This is a genomic window from Faecalimonas nexilis (assembly GCF_059731825.1).
In genome coordinates this window covers 360,133-382,271 of record NZ_AP029189.1, presented here as the reverse complement: position 1 = coordinate 382,271, position 22,139 = coordinate 360,133, and the positions used below count along the sequence as shown (strand labels likewise).

The window sequence follows — 22,139 nt, the reverse complement described above, 5'->3', positions numbered from 1 at the left end:
TTTGTGCGATGGGTGTATTTCGCTCTCAAACGCCGAGGGCTTGTTTTGTTTAACAAAATCCGATTACTTCTCGGACTTACGCTTATATTTATGGACATATCCGCCCTTTTGATCTGCCCGTATCCGGGCTGCTTTTTCTATGACTGACAGCAGATGATCTACGGTATTTTCTTCCCATCCGGCTAGCCATATCAGAGTTTTTTCCTCTGCTTTTGTCAGTTCCACGTCTGCCAGTACCTTGTTCATTTTTTGTATCTGTCTGCCCTCCATCTCATAAAATAAAGCATTCGCATTTCTACTTTCTCTTTCCGGCTGCTTCAACATCCGCAACACTCCTTTCCTGCCTTATCTGTTATTTACAGGTGCGTGCCACGCTCCTGTTTTTATCATCAAGGAAGCATTACCACCGAAATTTCTCCGGCACTCCTCGTCTTTCCAGATATTCTTTTCTCGCCTGTTCCCGTTCTTCCTCTGTGGGCGCAGTTTTGTATTTTGAATATAAATCTCTCATCACCAAAGAATCCAACTTTGCTTCTAATCCTTGTTTTATGCTTGGTAAATTTTCTTCCATATCCAACAAATGGAATTTTACAAGTTCCATAAATAGCTGCTCTGGTATCTGTATTTGTTTCATAAGGTCTCCTTTCCAACTCCGCAACAATGCAATGTCTTTAGTGTTTGCAACCTTGCACTTACGTCTCTGCAATTTCTATACACACTGCATTGTTGCGTTCTTATCTACGATTTCACAATTTCATCAAGTTTCCAATACCACGATTCTCCGATTCGTTTTCCTTTAATACCCAACTCTTTTTTTGCATTTTCCAATGTTCGTTTTGAAATTCCTTTTTCTTCGGCAAGATTAACAATATCCTCACTTTTCACCACATTATTTGTTTCTGCCAGTTCATAAATGAGTTGTTTTGCCCGCTCCTTTTTATTTGCTTTCGGGGTTACTCCTCCTAGCAATTCGTCTGCCGTAATTTCATAATTGCCTAACCACTGAAACCCGTCTTCTGTCAGTTCAAACGCTTTTGAATGTCCAAATGCAGCAAGGTTATTTTTTATTTGTACAACTGCACGTGTATTTTCCTGTCCCTCTATTCTACCGACTAAAAGAACGCTTCTTGCTACTGCGAAAAAATCAATCGAACCCATTCCTCTATATGCCGCCTTGTTTCCGGCAGCCTTATTCATGTGACCGATCAGGATAATTGCACATTTATACTTCTCTGCTAAAAGTCCTAATTTCTTAGTCATATCTCTTGCTTCATTTGCCCGGTTCATATCCATTCCGCCGCCCAGATAGGCTTGTATCGGGTCTAAAATAAGTAAGCGGGCATTGGTTTGAATAATCGCCTGTTCCAAACGTTCGTCTACCATAGAAAGAGATTTTTCGCTTTCGTCAATGACCATAATTTTCTCGCAATCAGCATCTGCCGCTTCAAGTCTCGGCTTTACTGTATCTGCTAATCCATCCTCGGCAGTCTGATAAATAATATTCATAGGCTCTGATATCGGCATATCTTCATCAAGTCCGACACCTTTTGATAATTTGGCTGCAAGATTCAATACAAGCGTTGTCTTTCCATCTCCGGGATCGCCTTGAATAATCGTCAATTTCCCATAAGGGATAAACGGATACCATAACCATTCAATTTCCTGCGATTGAATGTCTGCCATATTGATAATTTTTAATTCAATTTTCTGTTCTTCCATAAAGTCCTCCATTCAAAAATTCTGTTGTTTCTGCGGAGAACCTCTGTTATACTGATTTTGTAAATATCTTGATAACAAAGGTTATCCGATTTTTCGTAAGTCCTAACAGTTGCCGCTGTCGGGACTTTTTTCTGTTCCCTGCCAAAGATATTTCGCCCCGTCTAACATCCATATAATGGCTTTCAGCATATCCAGACAGTCATTTTTCATCTGCTCCAACCCTTCGTCTGATAACAAAATTTCCTGCTCTTCAAATTGCTTTAGGATTTCTGCAATGTTGTACTGCATAAGTTGTAATTCCTCAACCAGTTGATATATCACTTCCTTTTTCCCGACCACGCACACTTTGTTATAGATACAGGAACGGACAAAATAATCTTTTTTCTGCATACCGCTCGCTTTGATTTTTGCTTCGATTTCATCCCTCTCTCTTGGAGAAATACGAAAACTGATTGTTGGATATTTGTGTACTCCGCTCATAACTACTCCTCTCCGTTGGCGATTTCCAACTTTTCTGCCAATTCCGCTTGTTTATTTGGATACAAATGTGAATAGGTATTCAAGGTAGTCTCAATCTTTTCATGCCCCAACCGTTCTGCAATCGCCAATGGCTGAAATCCCATCTCTACCAATAGAGATGCATGAGAATGCCTCAAATCATGCAGGCGGATACGTCTAACACCTGTTGCTTTTATACCCCTGACCATTTCATGTTCCATAAATGATTTTGTAAATCGAAACATTCTTTCTTTATCTGTAATTCCATACAGCATACTGCAATACTCCTTTAGTTCTTCTGCCAAAAATAGGGGAATTGTTATCTTTCGATTGCTTTTAGGCGTCTTGGGCGGCGTTATCATGTCCTTACCATTTATTCGCTGATAGGATTTGTTAATCCTGATACAACGCTTTTCCAAATCTATATCTTCGTAAGTTAAAGCAAGCAGCTCTCCAATTCTCATACCGGTCCAATATAAAATCAGAAATGCCATTCTCGCTTCCGGCTTGTTTTCCATAGATGGCAGAAACTCTTTGAACTCTTGTTTTGTCCAAAAATCCATTTCATCAGCCTTGCTCTTTCCGATACTTCCTGCTTTTCTGCAAGGATTATCTCGCAAATCATAATAACGTACAGCATAGTTAAAAAGAGCTGCCAACTGATTGTTAATGCTTTTCAAATAAGTTGGGGCATATCCCTTTTTAATCAACTCATTCTGCCATGCTCTGATATCTGAGGTTTGAATTTCACACATTTTCTTGTGCCTAAAATATGGAGTTACTTTCAGATCAAACACATATCGCTTATTGATAATTGTGCTTTCTCTCAAGCGATTCTCCATATCTGCAAAATAAATTTCCACGAAATTTTCAAAACTAATATCCAGATTCTTCTGCTGTTGCTGAAGAAAATTTCTTTCCCATTCATCCGCTTCTCCTTTTGTTTTAAAACCTCGTTTGTTCTTTTTTCGGCGTATTCCCTGCCAATCCTTATAATAAAACTGACTGCGCCATAATTTTCCGTCTCTCGTTGCCGGCATATCATCATTCCCTTTCTTCTAAACTACCATTCCATAAAATTTTTCCTGAAAAAACTTTCTTGGCACTTTTCCCGAAATCACTCGAAATCCCTTTGCTTTCAACTCATCATTCAGTCCTCGAATAACTTTATAGGCATACCCTCTGGATACTCCGAGTAATTCAGCAACTTCATCTGCGGTAATATACATTTTCATCGTATTCTCCATATTCATTTCTCCTTTCCTTTTTAATTTTAGTACACATTTGTGTTCCTTGCAATTCGTATTATATAGTACACATTTGTGTTCGTCAAGTATTTTTCATAATTTTTTATACACAAATGTGTCCCAATGTGCTAAACTATCACTATACACACAAAACACAAAAAGGAGAAACGCTATGACTGTCGGAGAAAAAATCAAATATTATCGGAATATACGTGGAATCTCACAAGAAATGTTGGGGAATCTTTCCGGCATAAATCCGGCTACTATCAAAAAGTATGAATATGGTATTCGCAATCCAAAGCCGGATCAATTACTGAAAATCACAAACGCCCTTGGCATTAGCATTAACCTGTTCATGGATTTTGATATAGAAACTGTATCGGATGTGCTTTCTTTACTGTTTAAACTGGATGAGCAAGTAGATATGAGATTTGAAGCAGAAAAAGATGAAAACGGAGAATTTATCCCTTCTACTATAAAATTATCTTTTCAGAATGCCGCAATCAATCAGAAACTTTGCACCTATCTGAAAGCCAAGCAAGGAGCAGATATTCCCATAGAGGATGTTAAAAACTGTCTTGTTGATGATAATAGAGTAGTCAGAAAAGGAGTGAAACGGATTACTGTAAAAGTATTTCCACAATAAAATTACCAAAGAGGTGACTTAAAATGAAGAAGAAATATCAAGTATTTATCAGCTCAACATATGCTGATTTAAAAGAAGAACGTATGGCTGTTACACAATGCCTTTTGGACAATGATTGCATCCCTGTTGGAATGGAACAATTTCCAGCAAGTGGAATGTCCCAAATGGAATATATAAAAAAAATGCTTGATGATTGTGATTATTATATCTTAATTTTGGCTGGACGCTATGGTACTCTTGATAAAGACGGTATTGGATTTACCGAAAAAGAGTTTGATTATGCATGCCAAAAAAACATACCTATTATGAGTTTTGTTTTTGAAGATTCCTCGTTAATACCAAATGGAAAAAGTGAACAAACAGATCTCGGTAAGAAAAAACTTGCCGCATTCCGAAAAAAAGTATGCGACAGCCGAATGGTTAATTTTCACACTAACATTGACCAACTCAAAGCTAATGTAGCCACGTCCATAAACAAATGCATTAGAGATTTTCCAGCAATTGGTTGGGTACGCAGAGATGGATTCTTAAACAATAATGTTGATATTGAAAACGAAATCTCAAACTATTTAGAAACACACACGATTTCAGAAGACGAAATCAAAGCTCTATTTACTGACACTACTGAAGGTCTCCAAATAATAACTTCCACTAGATATAGCAATCCTAAGAAATCAGGTCAGTTTACCTTCGATTATTCAAATAATAACGGTGAATTTACAATTGGGTACGACAAAAACACTTTTGTAACAAAATGGAGTAAGGCAAGTAATACATCAATATATGCATATAAAGACGGAACTGGCATTATAGCAATAGCTAGAATCAAAGCCCCTGCCGAATTACAAGATGCCCTTAATTATCCTTGTGATTTTTCTTCTCGTTGCCGTACTCCTCAAATTGGCGACATTATTATCTGGAAAAATGAGCACGGGAATTATGCTGGGACAAAAATTATTAGTATCAAAGATGATACTCGTGGTGCAGATCATGATGAACTTACATGTGAATATATCATCTACAATTGATTCTATTTTTATAAATTAGAGCCAAATTAGAGCCAACAGGCATAAAGAGACCTCGGAAACCCTTGTAAAACGGGCATCCGAGGTTTTCTGTCCGTTACTCAAACTCTATCGTTCCTGGTGGTTTGCTTGTAATATCATACAGTACTCGATTCACATGATCCACTTCATTCACAATTCGGTTCATAACTTTTCCAAGCACTTCCCAAGGAATCTCTGCAGATTCCGCTGTCATAAAGTCCACCGTTGTAACCGCTCTAAGCGCAACTGCGTAATCGTATGTTCTCTCATCACCCATGCAGCCTACAGAGCGCATGTTTGTCAACGCTGCAAAGTATTGTCCGATATCTTTTGCCACGCCTGCTTTTTCCAGCTCCTCACGGTAGATTGCATCTGCATCTTGTACGATCTTCACTTTCTCCGCATTGACTTCTCCAATGATACGAACACCGAGTCCCGGTCCTGGGAATGGTTGTCTGAATACAAGGTATTCCGGAATTCCAAGTTCCAATCCGGCTTTACGCACTTCGTCTTTGAAGAGATCGCGAAGTGGTTCGATGATCTCTTTGAAATCTACGTAGTCAGGAAGTCCACCTACGTTGTGGTGAGATTTGATGACTGCTGATTCACCGCCAAGTCCGCTCTCTACGATATCCGGATAAATCGTTCCCTGTACAAGGAAATCTACTGCTCCGATTTTTTTCGCCTCTTCTTCAAATACACGAATGAACTCTTCTCCGATGATTTTACGTTTTGCTTCCGGATCTTCCACGCCTTTTAATTTTGCATAAAAACGCTCCTGTGCATTGACGCGGATAAAGTTCAACTCGTAGTTTCCTTCCGGTCCGAAAATCGCCTCTACTTCATCTCCTTCGTTTTTGCGGAGAAGTCCGTGATCTACGAACACACAGGTAAGCTGTGAGCCGACTGCCTTTGAAAGCATAACTGCTGCCACAGAGGAATCCACACCACCAGACAGTGCGCAGAGCACTTTTCCGTCTCCTACTTTCTCGCGGATTGCTTTGATTGAGTTTTCCACGAAAGAATCCATCTTCCAGTCACCTGAGCAGCCACATACATTATATACGAAGTTAGAAAGCATCTTCTTTCCTTCCTGTGTGTGAAGTACTTCCGGATGGAATTGTGTTGCATATAATTTTTTCTCTACGTTCTGTACTGCTGCCACCGGACAGTCTGCCGTGTGCGCAATGATATCAAATTCCGGTGCTGCTTTTGAAATATAGTCGTTATGGCTCATCCAACAGATTGTCTTCTCGGAAATATCTGTAAACAATTGGGATGTTGTATCCACTGTCACTTCAATCTTTCCATACTCGCGAACCGGAGCCTTCTCTACTGTTCCACCCAACAGGTGCATCATCAGCTGGGAACCGTAACAGATTCCAAGCACCGGTATTCCAAGCTCGAACAATTCTTTGTCGTATGTCGGTGAATCTGCCTCATACGCACTGTTAGGTCCGCCTGTCAAAATGATTCCTTTTGGATTCATCGCTTTAATTTCTTCCAGATTTTTCTTGTAAGAATATATTTCGCAATATACATTACATTCTCTGACACGTCTTGCAATTAATTGATTGTATTGTCCCCCAAAGTCAAGGACGATGACCGTTTCGTTCTTCACAAAAATATCCTCCTACTTTTTAATGAATAGATTTATTATATAAGAGCTTTGTTTGATTTACAAGTCCTTATCGGTTAATTCTTTCTATACTGTACTTCTTCCCTGTCGTTTACCACTAAAACAGCATTCCAATGTGATATACCACAAACGCCATGATCCATGCGATTACGCATTGTCCGATGGCCATAGCCACCGCCCATTCCCCGCCAAGTTCACGTTTTACAGATGCGATTGCAGCAACGCACGGTGTATAAAGCAGACAGAATACTAAGAGTGCAGCTGCGCCGACTGTCGTCAGGCTTCCCTGCAAAGTCACTGTGCTTCCAAACAACACCGTAAGCGATGAGACCACGCTTTCTTTAGCGAGAAATCCTGAGATCAACGCTGTCACAATTCTCCAGTCTCCAAATCCAACCGGAATAAAGATTGGAGCAAGTGCTCCTGCGACAAGAGCCAGAATACTATGTTGTGAATCGGATACCATGTTCAGCCCTGTATCAAAGTTCTGCAAAAACCATATGACGATCGTCGCAATGAATATAACCGTAAATGCTCTCTGCAAGAAGTCTTTTGCCTTATCCCATAACAAATGTCCCACATTCTTTGCTCCCGGCATACGATAGTTTGGAAGTTCCATGACGAACGGCACTGCCTCTCCTTTAAACGCTGTCTTTTTGAAAATCAGCGCCATAACGATTCCCATCACAATTCCAAACACGTACAGTGCAATCATCACCAAAGCTCCATGATCCGGGAAAAATGCTGCAGTAAAAAATGCATAGATTGGAAGCTTTGCCGTACAGCTCATAAACGGCGTCAGCAGAATCGTCATTTTACGGTCTCGCTCTGATGGCAATGTACGGCTCGCCATAACACCCGGGACCGTACACCCGAATCCAATCAGCATCGGCACAATACTTCTTCCGGAAAGACCAAGTTTTCGAAGTAATTTATCCATGATAAATGCCACACGTGCCATATATCCACTATCCTCCAGAATTGATAAGAAGAAAAAGAGTGTCACAATGATCGGCAGGAAGCTTAAGACTCCACCGACACCGCTAAAAATTCCGTCGATCACAAGAGAATGTACCACACTGTTGACATTTGCCGCCTGCATCGCCTTGTCCGCCAGATCTGTCAAAGCTGTGATTCCAGATTCTAAAAGCCCCTGTAAAAACGCGCCGATCACATTAAACGTGAGCCAGAACACAACTCCCATGATTCCGATAAATGCCGGAATTCCTGTATATTTCCCGGTCAGGAACTCATCTGCTTTTCTGCTTCTTACCCTCTCCTTGCTTTCCTTGGGTTTGATGACAGTCTCGCCGCAGATATCCTCGATATAATCAAAACGCATCTGGGCAACCGCGGCCGCACGGTCCATGCCGGTCTCTTCCTCTGTCTGTTTTGCAATTTCTTCCAAAACATGCTGCTCATTCGCTGTCAGCTTCAGCTGTTCCAAAATTTTCGTGTCACCTTCCATCACCTTGCTCGCCGCAAAGCGCACCGGAACCCTCACTTTTTCCGCATGATCTTCAATCAGATGCATGACCGCATGGATTCCTCTGTGGATACCTTCCTCCCGCTTACAAAAGTCGGTCTCCAAAGGCTGTTCCTGATATTTCGCCACATGAATTGCGTGCCGAATCAGTTCTTCGATTCCTTCTCCTTTTGCCGCTGAAATCGGGATAACCGGAACTCCCAGCTCTTCCTCCATCTCATTGACAAGTACAGATCCATCATTTTCCCGCAGCTCATCCATCATGTTCAAGGCGACAACCATTGGGATTCCCAGTTCTAAAAGCTGCATGGTCAGATAAAGATTTCGCTCGATATTCGTCGCATCTACAATATTGATGATTCCCTTTGGCTTTTCATGGATAACAAACTCTCTTGTCACAATCTCCTCGCTGCTATATGGAGACATAGAGTAAATTCCCGGCAAGTCTGTAATCAGTGTATTGTCATGTCCTTTGATTACGCCATCTTTTCGATCCACCGTCACACCCGGGAAATTTCCGACATGTTGTTTGGCGCCGGTCAACTGATTGAACAATGTGGTCTTTCCACAGTTTTGATTTCCTACAAGGGCAAATGTGAGTGTCTCACTGTCCGAAAGAGGATTTTCGTGATTTCTATCATGGAATTTTCCTCCCTCACCATATCCCGGATGATGTTTCTCTGGCTTTGCCACTTTCTTTTTCGAGGTTTTTGGCTTATGAGGCTCACTGGTCTCGATATTTTCTGCATCTGCTAATCGAATCGTCAGTTCATAACCGTGGATACGCAATTCCACCGGATCTCCCATCGGTGCATATTTTACGACAGTGACCTCCGTTCCCTGTATCAGCCCCATGTCCAAAAAATGCTGGCGCAGTGCGCCTGCCCCTCCCACACGAAGTATGGTTGCAGTGCTTCCTATTGATAATTCACTTAACTTCATTTGTTGCTCCCTCCTTATATTCCTTAGTCTTCTCTAACCTTCAATTGAAAACGGAAGCAATGACTTGTCCAGTCATTGCTTCACAGCTAATATTTTTAAGAACGCGAATTGCCTTTAAAATAGCAATAATCATTACTTCCGCGTCCGCAAAAATCACCTAAAATAAAGTCTTTATGTAATTAGCTCACTTGATCAACACTCCCTAGTTTACCATTTCTTTCAACATTTGCATAGTCCAGAGGTATATCCATTTATAGCAACTGCATAAAAAATAATTAGTGCAAAAAATTATTTGTGACTTTCCCACTCCCGTAAAAGCTCCCGAATGGTCTGCATGGACACGTCAAGTGATGCGATTTCATCTGCGCATCGTTTCAACTCACTTTTGATTACAGTCTCATGCTCTACACTTTTTTTATACTTCATCTGGTGCTCCAGCACAGCCCAAAAATCATGGGCAATTGTCCGAAGCTGTATCTCGGCGGTAATCTGTTCCATTCCTTTTTCTGTAAACTTTACAATCAAATGAAGGCTTCGATAAGCATTTGGTTTCGGATAGGCAATATAATCTTTACGTTCTATCACTTCCACATGTTCTCTATTGGAAATCCATTGTGCAACCCGATATACTTCTTCCCCGAAAGAACAGATCACCCGGACTCCGATGATGTCGTGTATCTTTCTCAGCGCCGTATCACAATCCGCCTGCAGTCCTTTTTTCTGCAATTTTAGCATCAGGCTTTCCGGCGCTTTGATTCGAGAATTTATATAAAGAATCGGCTGAATCCCGTCCGCCGTCTTTTTCACCGGATATTCCGCGATCATATCTGATAGATATTGCTGCCCGTTTCGCAGCATCTGCAGTTTTTCACCATAATATTGTTCTAAGGTCAAAATACCACTCCTTTTTATCCGTTACTCCATACGTCGTCTGCCGCCTGCAAAATATGCAGCTGCTCCTCCGATAAGAAATGCTCCTCCTGTCACCCAATAAACAATCATCAGCCGGTTGGTCGTGCCGTAGATTTCCAAAACGCCCTGCAGCAGACAACCGACAGTCAATGCTGCAATCCCAAACTGCCATAAGCTTCGAGAAACTTTCCCGGGAATCTTCCACTGAAAATACCCCATCAGGAAAAATAACAATGCTCCGCCCACCAGAGGAATCATGAATGCGTATAACATATAATAGGAAAATACACTGTGACTGAACAATTCATAGACTGCTCCGAACAGAGCGCAGAACAGAGCTGCCGTAAAATATTGTAATCCTGTTTTAATAGCCGATGTAGACAATGTCACTCACGCTCCTCTCCTGAATACTTTTCCCATTTGTGGTCGGTTGATTGATGACCTCGCCGTTAAAGTACATTGTGGAAGATCCGCCGCCATCCAGATTATAAGCTGTTTTTACCCCGAGGGAATCCATAAATTCCGCCAGTTCTAAAAGTGACAATCCCTCACTTTCTTCTGTTCGCCCATCTGAAACTACAAACACATAATGTAAATCATCAATCATTCCAATCGCAGTCCTCGGATTGCTCGCCATCGCTTTTCCGACTTCATCGGACTCCGTCACCGCAATCTCACCATCTGTGATCAGCGCCGGACCAAAAGAAAGTACTTCCTTCGCCCCTTCTTCCAGCAATTCTTCTGCCGTCACCTCATCTTCCGAGATAATTTTCATTGTCCCATCTTCATAGATTACCAGATCTTGCTGGTCTGTTTTTGCCGTATCCCGATACAATACGCCATCACGGATCACATATCCCTTCTCCTGTGCTCCATAATAGTCTCCGTTGATTGCCAAAATCGTGCCCGCATCTTGTGCCATCTCAGATGTTTTCTCTGTCACATTTCGCCCATAACTGCTCTGCGCGAATGCTGTCTGCAAATATTCCGGTGAGGAGAGCACAACATCTGCCACATAAACGGTGGTGTCATTTTCCCGATATTCTGTCAGCGTAATCTGTATGTTGTCGTCACTGTACGTTGTCCCTGTCGAAACAGCTTCCTGCTGCTCATTTTCCGTATCATTATCACTTTTGTTTTCCTTTTTATCATTGGCAACGACATAGACTTTTGTAAGCAGAAATGTATCCATGAGCATATATCCGGTAAATGCAATCAAAATGACACTGCTAATCATTCCCCACCAATGTTTTTTGAATCGATGCATACTATTCCTCCTTCTTTTGAAAGATAAAATGACTTTGTATAAACCAGCTTGCAAAGAAAAATATAAATTCGGTACACAGTTTACCGACATAATGGTTCATTCCGATTGCATTGACCAGTATCTCCAGCATAATTGTGTTTCCCACCAGAATTCCAACTGCAAGTGTAAAATACTTCAGCGCCGATCTCACCGGATTTTCTTTGCTTTGAAACACCATATTGCGATTGACCATATAATTAAATACTGCGCTTACTATTCTTGCCCCTATGTTTGAAAAGGCTACCGCACCACCATTTGCAAATCCGGTCGCTGTTATCGCAGTCAACAGGCTGTACATTCCGTAATCAATCAAAAAGCTTCCAAACGACGCCGCTGAGAATTTCAGAATTTCCTTGTAGATGCGATAAGAATCTTTTAGTGTATCAAAATGGGAAGACGAATTATTATCTAAATACACCGTCTCAATCGCGACCTCTTTGATTGGAATATGGCATCCTGAGCATTCTAACAGCACATTCATTTCATATTCATAGCGTTCTCCCACGATTCCCAAAAACTTTGGAATCAGTACTCCTTCAAAAGCTCGAAGTCCTGTCTGCGTGTCATATACCCGAATTTTTGTAAAAAGCTGATAGATCAGACGAGTCACTGTGTTGCCGAATCTGCTCCGCAGTGGAATATCGCCCTTCATTTTCCTGCTTCCAAGTATCAAACAGCCTGCATGATTTTCTGCTTCTTTGCAGACTCTTTCCACATCATTTGGCTTGTGTTGACCATCTGCATCTACTGTAACTACAACACAGTCTGCCGAAAACTTCGAATAAATATAATCCAGTCCGGTCTTCAATGCCCGTCCTTTTCCCCGATTCTCATTATGTTTCAGAATGACTGCATTTTTCGCAGCCATTCGAAACACCTCTTCCTTCTCGGGTGAACTTTCATCATCTACCACAACAATTTGAAATCCCGTATCTTTGATCTCCTGCACCAGCTGTGCCATATCCGAATTTGGCTGATAAGCCGGTATCAAAGCAACTCGTCTGTTTTGCATTTCTATCACCTTCCTTCTTTATTATGATTATTAACTTTTTTCCGGAGGCGTTCCCATGTTTCCGCCGTCTCCCGAGCCTTTGCCCGTTCCATTGCCGTCATCTGGTTTCTGTCCCATATCTCCACCGTTTCCCGGACCTCCGCCATTTCCTGGGTTGCCTCCCATTCCACTTCCTGAGCCATAGACAATACTGTCCATCGTAATCTGTGTCGTATCGCTTCCTGTTGTTAACGTATACTCCTGTCCTGTTGTAATTTCCGGACAGCTGATGATAACAGAAGTGTATTCTTTCTCCGGAGTCCATGACACAAGTTCATTTCCGCTGCTGTCAGAAAGAGAAACCGCACTTCCTGCAGCCTGAGAATTCACTGTGACCATCATAACTCCCTGTGTAGAAGAATCTCCGAAATTCTCCGCCATTCCGGATGAACCGGCAGCAATAAAGATTCCTCCCGTGACTGTTCCTGTTCCGTTGTAATCCAACGCACTGTTTCCATCATTTGTCGGACCTGACACATAAGTTTCACCGCCTGTAATATCAATGCTGAGCCCTTCAATTCCCTCATAACTTTCTGTAATATCAATAGTTCCTCCGGAAATGGTTGTCGCTGAATCTGCATGAATTCCGTCATCACCGGAAGCAAGTGTAAATTCCCCATCACTGATTGTGATATTTGCATTGGAATGAATCGTGTCATCCGCGCTGTCCAAAGAATACTTTCCGCCTTTCAGAATCAATTCTCCTGCCGCCTTGATCGCTTTCATGCTGACAGTGTCTTCCTCTGTCGTATCGGTACTCTCTGTCTGCTGTCCAGGTCCAAACTGCCATTCTCCGTCACTTTTCTGGACATTTTCACTGCCGCCTCCTGCTTTGACCGTGTAGACACCACCATCTGCCTGAAGCCAGTTTCCTGCGCTGATTCCATCCCCGTCAGATGTGATATCAAACGTTCCGTCTGCCAGATAGACAAATCCAAGGCTGGTGTCATCTGCATTTTCCGCATGAATTCCATCTTTTCCGGATACAATTGTATAACTTCCGCTGGCGATGCGGACACTGTCTTTTCCGGATAGTCCATGTGATGCCGCGTCAATCTGATATGTTCTGCTGGTAAGTACAAGATCATCCTTTGACACGACACCGTGTCCCGCCTTTGCTGTAATTGTCAGAGAACCGGCGCCGTTTAACGTCAGATCTGATTTTGAAAAAATCGCAGCGTCGATATTGTTGTCGTCAATTGCAGTGTAGGTACCTCCATTCGTGAGTGTATTTTGGGAATCACTCGCCGTCATGATAAACACCTTATCTGCCTCACGTACATAAATGGCTGCAGATTCTGCACTTGTAATATCCACTCCATCTAACACAAGCTGGACTTTATCGGTATCTTCCGCATCCACGATCACCATACCATCGGTCAGCGTTCCTGAGAGAATATAAGTTCCCTCGTCGATGATTGTCACTGTATTTCCTGATATCTGAACCGCATCGGAATCACATGTCGTACTATCATCGGAAAGTTTGATCACTGTACTGTTTTCTTCATCATATCCAATCTCTTTATCTCTGTCTGAAAACATGTTTGAGACATCGATGCCTTGTGCTGATGAATCCGTGCTCGTACTGCCAGATGATGTTTCGTTGCTGTTATTTGTCTTGCTGCATCCGGAAAGAACCAGTGCTCCAGTCAGTAAAAATGCTAATACTACCTTTCTTTTCATATGCATCCCTCCTATAGTTCACCAATAATTGTCTCCTGTTTTGATACGGAAATCTCAAGGTTTCCATTTCTGCACCGAAGTGCGTCAATCAATGCCTTTTCTTCCTCCGCATTTTTTAATGTAATATTATATGTAAGCTTAAACAAACTTCCCATGTTGGTTGTCTTTACCTGCACCACCTCATACGTTTTTGTATATTGTTTTAAGATTTTGTCAAATACACCTGTGTAGTCCAAATTTTCCAGAATTGTAATATGTAATGTCTTATATAATGCAGCTTTTTTCCCTGCTCCAAAATCCACCTTATTATATAGTAAGGTCACTCCTCCTAAAATCACTGCAACGAGAAATGCATATCCAAGATATCCCATTCCTGCTACCAGACCGGTTCCCATTGCAAGGAAAATAGCTCCAATCTCTTTTGCGGATCCCGGTACCGACCGGAAACGAACCAGACTGAATGCCCCTGCCACCGCAACTCCGGCTCCGACATTTCCATTTACCATCATGCTGACAACACAGACAATCGCCGGCAGTACCGCAAGTGTTGCAACAAAACTCTTTGTATATCGTGTCACATACATATAGGCTCCTGCCAAAATTAATCCAATCACCAGCGCACATCCTACACAAAGCAGAAAATCCGGCACCGCAATCACCGTTGTCATATCCGTATCAAAAATCCCCTGAAACATATTATTAAGCATATTGAACTCCTCTCTGTACTTTTTCATCCATCATCTGCTGATATGCAGTTCCGTATTTCGAAAAAGATGTTTTAAATAATGTATTTTTTGTAAGTGTCTCGCTCATCCAAAGTGGTATCCCACCCGATGTCTTGATCTCCATCAGTGTCTGATTCTCTCCTAATATCGGTGTGCCATATATCTTACTTCCAAGTGAAATATCTTCCTCCCGATAAAGGATATTTTCATCAAATATCACTCGAAAATCGCTTCCATCCAGCGCATAGTACGCTTCTCTTTCATAGGTAAGAAATACGGTCGGATGAAGCGTTTCATAATAATCCCAGAAATATGCAATCTCCTCCCCGATCTGTGAATGAATCGGAAGTGGTTTTCCGTGTTCAAAGCACTTCATCACCTGTGCCTCCGGCAATACCAATCTTCGTTTGTAGACAACCGATTTATATTTCTTCTTTAATTCTACAAACACCGGATCGTCCGGTCCTGCCGGCTGATAGCTGCGGACACGTAATTTTTCTTTATAAACCGGTTTTTCCAAAGAATGACGAATCAGCCGGTATGTGTCTGTATCGAAATAAATATTTCAGATAGTTGTTCGCCCATAATCATCCAGCTTCATATGTTCTGCCATACTTTTCAACACATTTTGCTTTTCCTGCCGTGTCAGCAGATATTTTAATTCATAACGTTTAAAAGTCGCTTGATAAGCCATAATCATTACTCCTCTCTCATTTCGTTAAACATACTATACGCAACGAACCTTAAACAAACTTAAAAATATTTAACTTCTTTTTTTAAATACTTTTACAGACAAAAAAGAGCCTGTCTGCATTTTTGCAAACAAACTCTCGTTTTATGAAATCGGAAATATAACTGTGATCAACAAGGATTTTTCATCTTCCGTTGTCGCTGTAATCTTCCCTCTATGTGCTTCCACTGTAGCGGCTGCAATGGAAAGTCCCAGTCCATATCCTCCTGTCTCGGAATTTCTTGACCTGTCTGTTCGATAGAATCGATCAAACAAATGCTCCATATGCTCTTTGGAAATCTGTTCTGTCGTGTTAAATACAGACAAACGAATCCGTTTTTTCTGCTTTTCCAATGTCACACATATACGTCCATTCTCCTTTGCGTATTTCACTGCATTGTCCAAAAGAATGGTGATCAGGCGTCGGATAGCCTTCTCATCTCCTTTCATTGCAATCATTGGTGTGATATTACTCTCCAATACCTTATTTTGTGTCTTTGCCAGCGCCTGAAATGTCCCGACAGTCTCTTCCGCTACATCCGACAACGGAAAATCCACCATCAATTCTTTCGTCCGCTCCTCTTCCATTCTAGATAACAAAATCAGGTTATTTGTAAGGTCTGCAAGGCGCCTTGTCTGGCTTTGGATATCACTCAACCACTCATTTTCTCCAAAATCCATCTCCAATACTTCCGCATCCGCATCTATGATCGTGAGCGGTGTCTTCAACTCGTGTCCGGCATCTGTGATAAAACGTTTCTGCTTTTCATAGTTTTCCGAAAACGGCTTTACAATCCGTGCCGACAGAAATATCATCAGGATAAGTACTGCCAAAAGACCGGCGGTGGAGACCACGACTGCTGTGACAATAAAATTCTGAAACGTAGAAAGATTTCTGCTGCAATCCAGAAAAATCACTCTCACTTCGGAATCGGAATTCACTACAACATATCGATACCCCTCCAAAAATCCTCGTTCTTTTCCACTCTTTAAGACTTGTTTCGCATACTCTACCGCATCAGAAGTATCAATTCTGGCAATCTTTCCTGTATCTGTTGTGAGCACTTCCCCTTCACTGTCAAGCAGTACCGAAAAATATCTGGATTCATATGGAAGCTCAGATGACATTCTGCCCTCTTTCTTTTTTTCACTTGGCTTCTCAGGCGGTGGAACATCCGGAAATTTTCCGTTATTTTCTTCTAAAATCTCCAACGTCTGATCTGTCTCCGCAACAATTCTATTGTAGTTCAACGCTCCCGCAATTCCTTCTATAATCAGCAATACTGCCAACAATGACATCATAGATGCAATGATCAATTTCATACGCAGTTTCTTTATCATTTGACTTCCTCCAAAGAATACCCCACATTTCTTGTTGCCTTAATCTGAATATTGGCATGCAGCGCAGTCAGTTTCTTTCTTAGATAAGAAATATAGACCCATACTACATTCACCTCCGCTTCACTGTCATATCCCCAGATTTTCTCCATAAACCGTTCTGCGGAAATCAAGTGACTCGGATTGCTCATCATCAATTCCAGCATTTGAAACTCTTTATTTGCCAGCCGAAAGCTTCCCGCCGGTGTGGAAAGCTCAAAAGTCGCTCGGTCTAACGTGCCATTTCCAATCTGAAGCTTGGAATCTGCCTGTGCTGTCTGGGTTCTTGTCATCGCCCGTATCCGCGCAAGCAATTCTTTTGAATGAAAAGGTTTCGCCAGGTAATCATTTGCTCCGGCATCCAGCCCCGCCACCTTATCATCAACCTCTGACTTTGCCGTCAACAGTAAGACAGGAATCAGATTTCCACGATTTCGAATCGTCTTTAATACCGTAATGCCATCTACTTTCGGCATCATAATATCCAAAATCACACCATCGTAATTGTCTGCATCCAGATATTCCAAAGCCTCCTCACCGTCATAGACCGCATCTACGGAATAATTATTTCTTTCTAAAATTGCTGTAAGTGCCTTTGATAATGGTTTTTCATCCTCTGCAAGCAATAAACGCATCACTCATTCCTCCTCTTTTGTTTCATGATAGCAAGAATATAATATGTCAACCTTAAATGAAGTTTAAAGATGTTCATTTTCCAAATCAATACCGAACTACAAAATGTCAATATGCTCTCCATTCAGCGCCTTGTTCATACTTCTGACCGCACAGAATTTCCCGCACATCGAACAGCTCTCCTCGATTTCCGGCTTTCTCTCATCGCGAATGCGCTTTGCCGTCTCGGGATCAATGGCACACTCCCACTGTTTCTCCCAATCGAATGTTCTTCTTGCATCTGCCATCTGATCGTCCAGATCTCTTGCATGCGGGATATGCTTTGCAATGTCCGCCGCATGAGCTGCGATCTTGGAGGCTATGATCCCCTGTTTGACATCTTCCACATTAGGAAGAGCCAAATGTTCAGCCGGCGTGACATAACAAAGGAACGCCGCCCCCGCTGATGCAGCAATCGCGCCACCGATCGCTGAAGTGATATGATCATATCCAGGCGCGATATCCGTCACAAGCGGTCCCAGTACATAAAACGGCGCCCCCATACAGATTGTCTGCTGCAGCTTCATGTTCGCCTCAATCTGATCAAGCGGCATATGTCCCGGTCCTTCTACCATCACCTGAACGTCTTTTTCCCACGCACGTTTCGTCAACTCTCCCAGACGAACCAGCTCCTCGATCTGGCAAACATCACTCGCATCTGCAAGGCATCCCGGACGACAAGCATCTCCAAGCGAGATTGTCACATCATACTCCCTGCAGATCTCCAGAATTTCATCATAATATTCGTAAAATGGATTTTCTTCTCCGGTCATACTCATCCATGCAAACACAAGAGAACCTCCACGCGAAACAATATTCATTTTCCTTTTATGCTTTTTGATCTGCTCAATCGTCTTTCTTGTAATTCCGCAATGAAGTGTCACAAAATCCACACCGTCCTGCGCATGAAGCCGGATGACATCAATAAAATCTTTTGCGCTCAATGTTGAAAGATCTCTCTGGTAGTGAATGACACTGTCATAAACCGGAACCGTTCCAATCATCGCCGGACATTCACTTGTAAGTTTTCTTCTAAATGGCTGTGTGTCTCCGTGAGAAGACAGATCCATGATCGCCTCAGCTCCCATATTAACCGCCGCCATCACTTTTTCCATCTCTACGTCATAATCCTTGCAGTCTTTTGACACGCCAAGATTGACATTGATCTTTGTGCGAAGCGCAGAACCTACTCCGTTTGGGTCAAGACAAGTATGTCGTTTATTGGCACAGATTGCCACCTGTCCTTTTGCAACGAGATCACGTATTTCCTCCTCTGTCCGAAACTCCTTTTCCGCAACAATTTCCATCTCTTTTGTGATAATTCCTTTTCTTGCTGCTTCCATCTGTGTATGGTACATCTTAATTTTCCTCCTTCACAAATTTTCCTTGTAAATCAAATCCATGGTTCATCGGACCACTTCCTTTTCCCAGATCAAGCATCGCCTCCAATGCGCCGGAAATATATTCCTTTGCCCTCTGTATCGCTGTCTCCAGCGAAAATCCTTTCGCAAGATTGGATGCAATCGCACTGGATAGCGTACAGCCCGTTCCGTGTGTATTCGGATTCTCAATCCGCTTTCCCTCAAACCACCGAACAGCTCCTTCCCTATAGAAAAGATCGCTTGCATCATTTAAATTATGTCCGCCCTTCAGCAATACCGAGCAGAGATATCTGTCACCGATTTTTTTAGCTGCCACAATCATATCTTCCCGAGTTGTAATCTTCATATCCGCTAAAATCTCTGCCTCCGGAATATTGGGTGTAACAAGTGTCGCTAACGGCAGCAATTCACACTCCAACGTATGAACCGCATCATTTTTTAACAACTTAGAACCGCTCGTCGCAACCATAACCGGATCCACAACGATATTGTCTGCCCCATATTTTTTCAGGCAGCCTGCAATCGTACTGATTAGTTCACTGCTTGCAACCATGCCGATCTTCACCGCATCCGGTCGAATATCTTCAAATACCGCCTGAATCTGCTTTTCCAAAAACTCTGGCGGCACTTCCATGATTCCTGTCACTTTGGTTGTATTCTGAGCAGTCAATGCAGTTACCGCACTCATCCCAAATACACCGTTCATGATCATCGTCTTCAAATCCGCCTGAATACCGGCTCCTCCACTGGAATCACTTCCTGCAATTGTCAATGCTGTTTTCATTCTCTCTTCACCTCACACGATTCTTTCTATTTGTTTTAATAGTCCCCGACACTCCTGCTCAATATCTTCCGCTGCAAAAACTGCCGACACGAGCGCCACTCCTGCGATGCCGCTGCCTGCAAGCGCTTCTATATTCTGTTTTCCGATGCCGCCGATTGCGACAACCGGAATGTTCACACTCTCACAGATCTCCTTCAATATCGCATGGGAAATTTCTTTTGCATCGGTCTTGGTACTCGTTTGAAATACGGCTCCCACACCGAGATAATCTGCTCCGGCGCGCTCTGCCTGCACCGCCTGTTCCACCGTCCTTGCTGACACTCCAAGAATCATTTTGGGTCCAAGTATCTCCCGTGCTCTCCCCGCTTCCATATCTTTTTGTCCCAAATGCACTCCTGCTGCTTTGCATTGTTTCGCAATCTCTACATGATCATTGATAATCAGCGGAACCTGATAGGTCTCACACAGCTTTTGCATCTCCATCGCCTCCCGCAAAAATGCTTCCTCATCAAGGTTTTTCTCCCGCAGCTGTATGCAGGTTGCACCTCCGCAAATTGCCGCCTCCACCTGCTCGATCAAGGACTTTTTCTTTGTCCACGTACGGTCTGTTACCGCATATAATCGCATCATCTCCGGTCTACATCTCATTACTTTTCTCTCCATCTTCATTTACTTTTTCTACTCGAGCCAAGCGCTCAAGCTTCTTTCCATCCAACCGATAAACTGCATCAATCAGGTAATTACGATAAGATGCATTTCCATCCAGATCACTCATACGTTCATACGCCAGCTCTCCACAAACTCCAATCGCACTGACCGCCGCTGTCACCGCCTCCAGTGTATGCTTCGGATTCGCAGCCACATACGCCGCAGTCAGCGCTGAGAGCTGGCATCCTACTCCGGTGACTGTTTGCATCATTGAATGTCCGTTTTGAATCCAATATGCTTTTCTTCCATCCGATACAATGTCGTTCTTTCCCGTTGCCGCCACAACCGCACCACTTTTTTCTGCAAATGCAGTTACCATTTTTACGTTCTGATACAGATTCTTCTCCCCCATCAGATCTGCAGGCTCTGCGTCTACCCCTCTTGTGCCACACACTCCACACATCAACGTCCGAATCTCTGAGAGATTTCCACGAATGACAGTAAATCTGACTTCTTTTAACAGCTCGGATACTGCTTCTCTTCGAAATGCCGATGCGCCGACTCCAACCGGATCTAAGACAACCGGAATATGAAGTGCATTTGCCCGCTTTCCGGCTTTTTTCATTGCCTCTATCTTCTGTCTGTTCGGCATCCCCATATTCAAGACAAGCCCATCACACATTGCCGTGATCTCTTCCACTTCCTCGATTGCTTCTGCCATAATCGGAGAGGCTCCGCAGGCGAGCAGAATGTTCGCACAGTCATTGATCGACACCCGGTTTGTCATATTATGTATCAAAGGTGCATGTTTTCTCACCTGATCTGACATTAATTCTAACATGTTTCCATTCTCCCTATTTTTTAGCTGCCATACGGAGCACTCCTGCTTTTTTCAGCATCTGGATCAGAATGCCCGCCAATATTGCTCCCCCTGCTGTAGATACAAAAAACGGAAGTACATATGCATAAAATGCAACTTCGCCTGCTGACACACCCATGACAAGAACTGCCAACGGATATGCACAGAGTCCTCCAAGGATCGCTGTTCCAAATACCTCTCCAAGCAGTGTCAATAATAAGTTCTTGCTCTTCCAGTACACAACTCCACAGAGCAGCGCCCCAAACATGCTTCCCGGAAATGCCAAAATACTTCCAAGCGCTAATAAGTTACGAATCAAACTTGCGCAAAATGCAACTCCAACTCCGTATCCAGGTCCTAACAATACCGCACAGAGCACATTTACCATATGCTGTACCGGGGCACATTTGCTCCCAAATACCGGAACGGACAGTGTGCTTCCGACCACTGCAACGGCACATAAAATTCCTGCCATACATAATTTTTTCGTCTGTTCTCTTTTCATCTTCTCTACTTCCTTTCTGCCACAAAAAAACGGAGATACCTAATACGATATCTCCGAAAAAATCAGCAATTATGATTTCCTACGGCGGCATTATCCGCATCAGGTTAAAGGGTCGAAGTTGATTACTTCCTCTCAGCCTGCCAATACAAGCTCCCCTATGTTTTTGTTTTTCTTAGTTTAACACTCTCGATTTCGATTGTCAATGACTCTTGACAGGTACGCCCGAAGGTGTATAATATGATTATAGAAGAACAACCGTTCAAAGTGGTTGGCCTCTAAATG

At 42.7% G+C, this 22,139-nt stretch carries 25 protein-coding genes and 1 riboswitch; of the genes, 2 read left to right on the top strand and 23 right to left on the bottom strand.

Translation table 11 applies throughout. The features are described from left to right. Window positions 1-63: 63 nt before the first annotated feature. The 6 genes from AC6I5B_RS01730 to AC6I5B_RS01705 form a co-directional block, all read right to left on the bottom strand. A complete protein-coding gene (locus AC6I5B_RS01730) occupies window positions 64-324 on the bottom strand; it encodes a hypothetical protein (RefSeq protein WP_004611810.1) in 261 nt (86 codons plus the stop codon). A gap of 76 nt (window positions 325-400) precedes the next feature. Next, complete coding sequence (locus AC6I5B_RS01725; protein WP_044986777.1) at window positions 401-634, bottom strand: hypothetical protein; 234 nt, start codon at window positions 632-634, stop codon at window positions 401-403. A gap of 104 nt (window positions 635-738) precedes the next feature. After that, complete coding sequence (locus AC6I5B_RS01720) at window positions 739-1,719, bottom strand: AAA family ATPase (RefSeq protein WP_044986775.1); 981 nt, start codon at window positions 1,717-1,719, stop codon at window positions 739-741. A gap of 102 nt (window positions 1,720-1,821) precedes the next feature. Continuing rightward, complete coding sequence (locus AC6I5B_RS01715) at window positions 1,822-2,199, bottom strand: plasmid mobilization protein (protein WP_004611807.1); 378 nt, start codon at window positions 2,197-2,199, stop codon at window positions 1,822-1,824. 2 nt (window positions 2,200-2,201) lie between these two features. Next, window positions 2,202-3,257, bottom strand: coding sequence for a site-specific integrase (locus tag AC6I5B_RS01710; RefSeq protein WP_004611806.1), 1,056 nt, complete (start codon window positions 3,255-3,257; stop codon window positions 2,202-2,204). Window positions 3,258-3,275: 18 nt separating this feature from the next. Beyond that, on the bottom strand, window positions 3,276-3,470 hold the full coding sequence (locus AC6I5B_RS01705; protein WP_004611805.1) for a hypothetical protein: 195 nt from the start codon (window positions 3,468-3,470) through the stop codon (window positions 3,276-3,278). 166 nt (window positions 3,471-3,636) lie between these two features. Here AC6I5B_RS01705 and AC6I5B_RS01700 point away from each other — a divergent pair, with 166 nt between their 5' ends. Then, window positions 3,637-4,110, top strand: coding sequence for a helix-turn-helix domain-containing protein (locus tag AC6I5B_RS01700; protein WP_004611804.1), 474 nt, complete (start codon window positions 3,637-3,639; stop codon window positions 4,108-4,110). 23 nt (window positions 4,111-4,133) lie between these two features. After that, window positions 4,134-5,138, top strand: coding sequence for a DUF4062 domain-containing protein (locus AC6I5B_RS01695; protein WP_004611803.1), 1,005 nt, complete (start codon window positions 4,134-4,136; stop codon window positions 5,136-5,138). A gap of 94 nt (window positions 5,139-5,232) precedes the next feature. On the opposite strand, the gene guaA is transcribed toward AC6I5B_RS01695, so the two are convergent. From guaA to thiW, 17 genes are all read right to left on the bottom strand, one after another. Then, the gene (gene guaA / locus AC6I5B_RS01690; RefSeq protein ID WP_004611788.1) at window positions 5,233-6,777 is read right to left on the bottom strand and encodes a glutamine-hydrolyzing GMP synthase; all 1,545 of its coding nucleotides are present in this window, start codon (window positions 6,775-6,777) and stop codon (window positions 5,233-5,235) included. A 115-nt stretch (window positions 6,778-6,892) separates the two neighbouring features. Continuing rightward, window positions 6,893-9,223 carry a ferrous iron transport protein B gene (gene feoB, locus AC6I5B_RS01685; protein WP_004611787.1) on the bottom strand — a complete coding sequence of 777 codons (2,331 nt, stop codon included), beginning with the start codon at window positions 9,221-9,223 and terminating at the stop codon, window positions 6,893-6,895. A gap of 288 nt (window positions 9,224-9,511) precedes the next feature. After that, complete coding sequence (locus tag AC6I5B_RS01680) at window positions 9,512-10,117, bottom strand: GTP pyrophosphokinase (protein ID WP_004611786.1); 606 nt, start codon at window positions 10,115-10,117, stop codon at window positions 9,512-9,514. Window positions 10,118-10,138: 21 nt separating this feature from the next. Continuing rightward, window positions 10,139-10,525: a hypothetical protein gene (locus tag AC6I5B_RS01675; protein ID WP_022250169.1), complete on the bottom strand. Its 387-nt coding sequence runs from the start codon at window positions 10,523-10,525 to the stop codon at window positions 10,139-10,141. After that, window positions 10,500-11,402 (bottom strand): phosphodiester glycosidase family protein, encoded by a 903-nt coding sequence (locus AC6I5B_RS01670; RefSeq protein ID WP_004611784.1) that lies wholly within the window; start codon window positions 11,400-11,402, stop codon window positions 10,500-10,502. The genes AC6I5B_RS01675 and AC6I5B_RS01670 overlap by 26 nt, the downstream gene beginning before the upstream one ends. A 1-nt stretch (window position 11,403) precedes the next feature. Then, window positions 11,404-12,453 carry a bifunctional glycosyltransferase family 2/GtrA family protein gene (locus tag AC6I5B_RS01665; protein WP_004611783.1) on the bottom strand — a complete coding sequence of 350 codons (1,050 nt, stop codon included), beginning with the start codon at window positions 12,451-12,453 and terminating at the stop codon, window positions 11,404-11,406. Window positions 12,454-12,483: 30 nt separating this feature from the next. Further along, window positions 12,484-14,175, bottom strand: coding sequence for a carbohydrate-binding domain-containing protein (locus AC6I5B_RS01660; protein ID WP_497773558.1), 1,692 nt, complete (start codon window positions 14,173-14,175; stop codon window positions 12,484-12,486). Window positions 14,176-14,186: 11 nt separating this feature from the next. Then, window positions 14,187-14,882: a DUF4956 domain-containing protein gene (locus AC6I5B_RS01655; RefSeq protein ID WP_044986764.1), complete on the bottom strand. Its 696-nt coding sequence runs from the start codon at window positions 14,880-14,882 to the stop codon at window positions 14,187-14,189. Further along, on the bottom strand, window positions 14,875-15,462 hold the full coding sequence (locus AC6I5B_RS01650; protein WP_330673606.1) for a VTC domain-containing protein: 588 nt from the start codon (window positions 15,460-15,462) through the stop codon (window positions 14,875-14,877). The genes AC6I5B_RS01655 and AC6I5B_RS01650 overlap by 8 nt, the downstream gene beginning before the upstream one ends. 3 nt (window positions 15,463-15,465) lie before the next feature. Continuing rightward, a complete protein-coding gene (locus AC6I5B_RS01645) occupies window positions 15,466-15,594 on the bottom strand; it encodes a hypothetical protein (protein ID WP_022250175.1) in 129 nt (42 codons plus the stop codon). Window positions 15,595-15,735: 141 nt separating this feature from the next. Then, window positions 15,736-16,971: a sensor histidine kinase gene (locus tag AC6I5B_RS01640; protein ID WP_004611777.1), complete on the bottom strand. Its 1,236-nt coding sequence runs from the start codon at window positions 16,969-16,971 to the stop codon at window positions 15,736-15,738. Next, window positions 16,968-17,642 (bottom strand): response regulator transcription factor, encoded by a 675-nt coding sequence (locus AC6I5B_RS01635; RefSeq protein ID WP_004611776.1) that lies wholly within the window; start codon window positions 17,640-17,642, stop codon window positions 16,968-16,970. The genes AC6I5B_RS01640 and AC6I5B_RS01635 overlap by 4 nt, the downstream gene beginning before the upstream one ends. A gap of 96 nt (window positions 17,643-17,738) precedes the next feature. Next, entirely contained in the window at window positions 17,739-19,037 is a 1,299-nt protein-coding gene (thiC, locus tag AC6I5B_RS01630) for a phosphomethylpyrimidine synthase ThiC (RefSeq protein ID WP_004611775.1), read from the bottom strand. 1 nt (window position 19,038) lies between these two features. Beyond that, on the bottom strand, window positions 19,039-19,845 hold the full coding sequence (thiD, locus tag AC6I5B_RS01625) for a bifunctional hydroxymethylpyrimidine kinase/phosphomethylpyrimidine kinase (RefSeq protein ID WP_004611774.1): 807 nt from the start codon (window positions 19,843-19,845) through the stop codon (window positions 19,039-19,041). A gap of 12 nt (window positions 19,846-19,857) precedes the next feature. Continuing rightward, a complete protein-coding gene (thiE, locus tag AC6I5B_RS01620) occupies window positions 19,858-20,493 on the bottom strand; it encodes a thiamine phosphate synthase (RefSeq protein WP_044986760.1) in 636 nt (211 codons plus the stop codon). Next, complete coding sequence (thiM, locus tag AC6I5B_RS01615) at window positions 20,483-21,334, bottom strand: hydroxyethylthiazole kinase (RefSeq protein WP_117788261.1); 852 nt, start codon at window positions 21,332-21,334, stop codon at window positions 20,483-20,485. The genes thiE and thiM overlap by 11 nt, the downstream gene beginning before the upstream one ends. 13 nt (window positions 21,335-21,347) lie before the next feature. Continuing rightward, window positions 21,348-21,857: an energy coupling factor transporter S component ThiW gene (gene thiW / locus AC6I5B_RS01610; RefSeq protein ID WP_071144629.1), complete on the bottom strand. Its 510-nt coding sequence runs from the start codon at window positions 21,855-21,857 to the stop codon at window positions 21,348-21,350. Window positions 21,858-21,916: 59 nt separating this feature from the next. Next, window positions 21,917-22,024, bottom strand: a riboswitch (TPP riboswitch). Window positions 22,025-22,139 lie beyond the last annotated feature (115 nt).

Excerpts from the sequence above, each read along its gene's own strand:
- AC6I5B_RS01730 (WP_004611810.1), bottom strand. The coding sequence starts at position 324 with ATGTTGAAGCAGCCGGAAAGAGAAAGTAGAAATGCGAATGCTTTATTT.
- AC6I5B_RS01725 (WP_044986777.1), bottom strand. The coding sequence starts at position 634 with ATGAAACAAATACAGATACCAGAGCAGCTATTTATGGAACTTGTAAAA.
- AC6I5B_RS01720 (WP_044986775.1), bottom strand. The coding sequence starts at position 1,719 with ATGGAAGAACAGAAAATTGAATTAAAAATTATCAATATGGCAGACATT.
- AC6I5B_RS01715 (WP_004611807.1), bottom strand. The coding sequence starts at position 2,199 with ATGAGCGGAGTACACAAATATCCAACAATCAGTTTTCGTATTTCTCCA.
- AC6I5B_RS01710 (WP_004611806.1), bottom strand. The coding sequence starts at position 3,257 with ATGCCGGCAACGAGAGACGGAAAATTATGGCGCAGTCAGTTTTATTAT.
- AC6I5B_RS01705 (WP_004611805.1), bottom strand. The coding sequence starts at position 3,470 with ATGAATATGGAGAATACGATGAAAATGTATATTACCGCAGATGAAGTT.
- AC6I5B_RS01700 (WP_004611804.1), top strand. The coding sequence starts at position 3,637 with ATGACTGTCGGAGAAAAAATCAAATATTATCGGAATATACGTGGAATC.
- AC6I5B_RS01695 (WP_004611803.1), top strand. The coding sequence starts at position 4,134 with ATGAAGAAGAAATATCAAGTATTTATCAGCTCAACATATGCTGATTTA.
- feoB (WP_004611787.1), bottom strand. The coding sequence starts at position 9,223 with ATGAAGTTAAGTGAATTATCAATAGGAAGCACTGCAACCATACTTCGT.
- AC6I5B_RS01670 (WP_004611784.1), bottom strand. The coding sequence starts at position 11,402 with ATGCATCGATTCAAAAAACATTGGTGGGGAATGATTAGCAGTGTCATT.
- AC6I5B_RS01665 (WP_004611783.1), bottom strand. The coding sequence starts at position 12,453 with ATGCAAAACAGACGAGTTGCTTTGATACCGGCTTATCAGCCAAATTCG.
- AC6I5B_RS01660 (WP_497773558.1), bottom strand. The coding sequence starts at position 14,175 with ATGAAAAGAAAGGTAGTATTAGCATTTTTACTGACTGGAGCACTGGTT.
- AC6I5B_RS01655 (WP_044986764.1), bottom strand. The coding sequence starts at position 14,882 with ATGCTTAATAATATGTTTCAGGGGATTTTTGATACGGATATGACAACG.
- AC6I5B_RS01645 (WP_022250175.1), bottom strand. The coding sequence starts at position 15,594 with ATGGCTTATCAAGCGACTTTTAAACGTTATGAATTAAAATATCTGCTG.
- AC6I5B_RS01640 (WP_004611777.1), bottom strand. The coding sequence starts at position 16,971 with ATGATAAAGAAACTGCGTATGAAATTGATCATTGCATCTATGATGTCA.
- AC6I5B_RS01635 (WP_004611776.1), bottom strand. The coding sequence starts at position 17,642 with ATGCGTTTATTGCTTGCAGAGGATGAAAAACCATTATCAAAGGCACTT.
- thiC (WP_004611775.1), bottom strand. The coding sequence starts at position 19,037 with ATGTACCATACACAGATGGAAGCAGCAAGAAAAGGAATTATCACAAAA.
- thiD (WP_004611774.1), bottom strand. The coding sequence starts at position 19,845 with ATGAAAACAGCATTGACAATTGCAGGAAGTGATTCCAGTGGAGGAGCC.
- thiE (WP_044986760.1), bottom strand. The coding sequence starts at position 20,493 with ATGAGATGTAGACCGGAGATGATGCGATTATATGCGGTAACAGACCGT.
- thiM (WP_117788261.1), bottom strand. The coding sequence starts at position 21,334 with ATGTTAGAATTAATGTCAGATCAGGTGAGAAAACATGCACCTTTGATA.
- thiW (WP_071144629.1), bottom strand. The coding sequence starts at position 21,857 with ATGAAAAGAGAACAGACGAAAAAATTATGTATGGCAGGAATTTTATGT.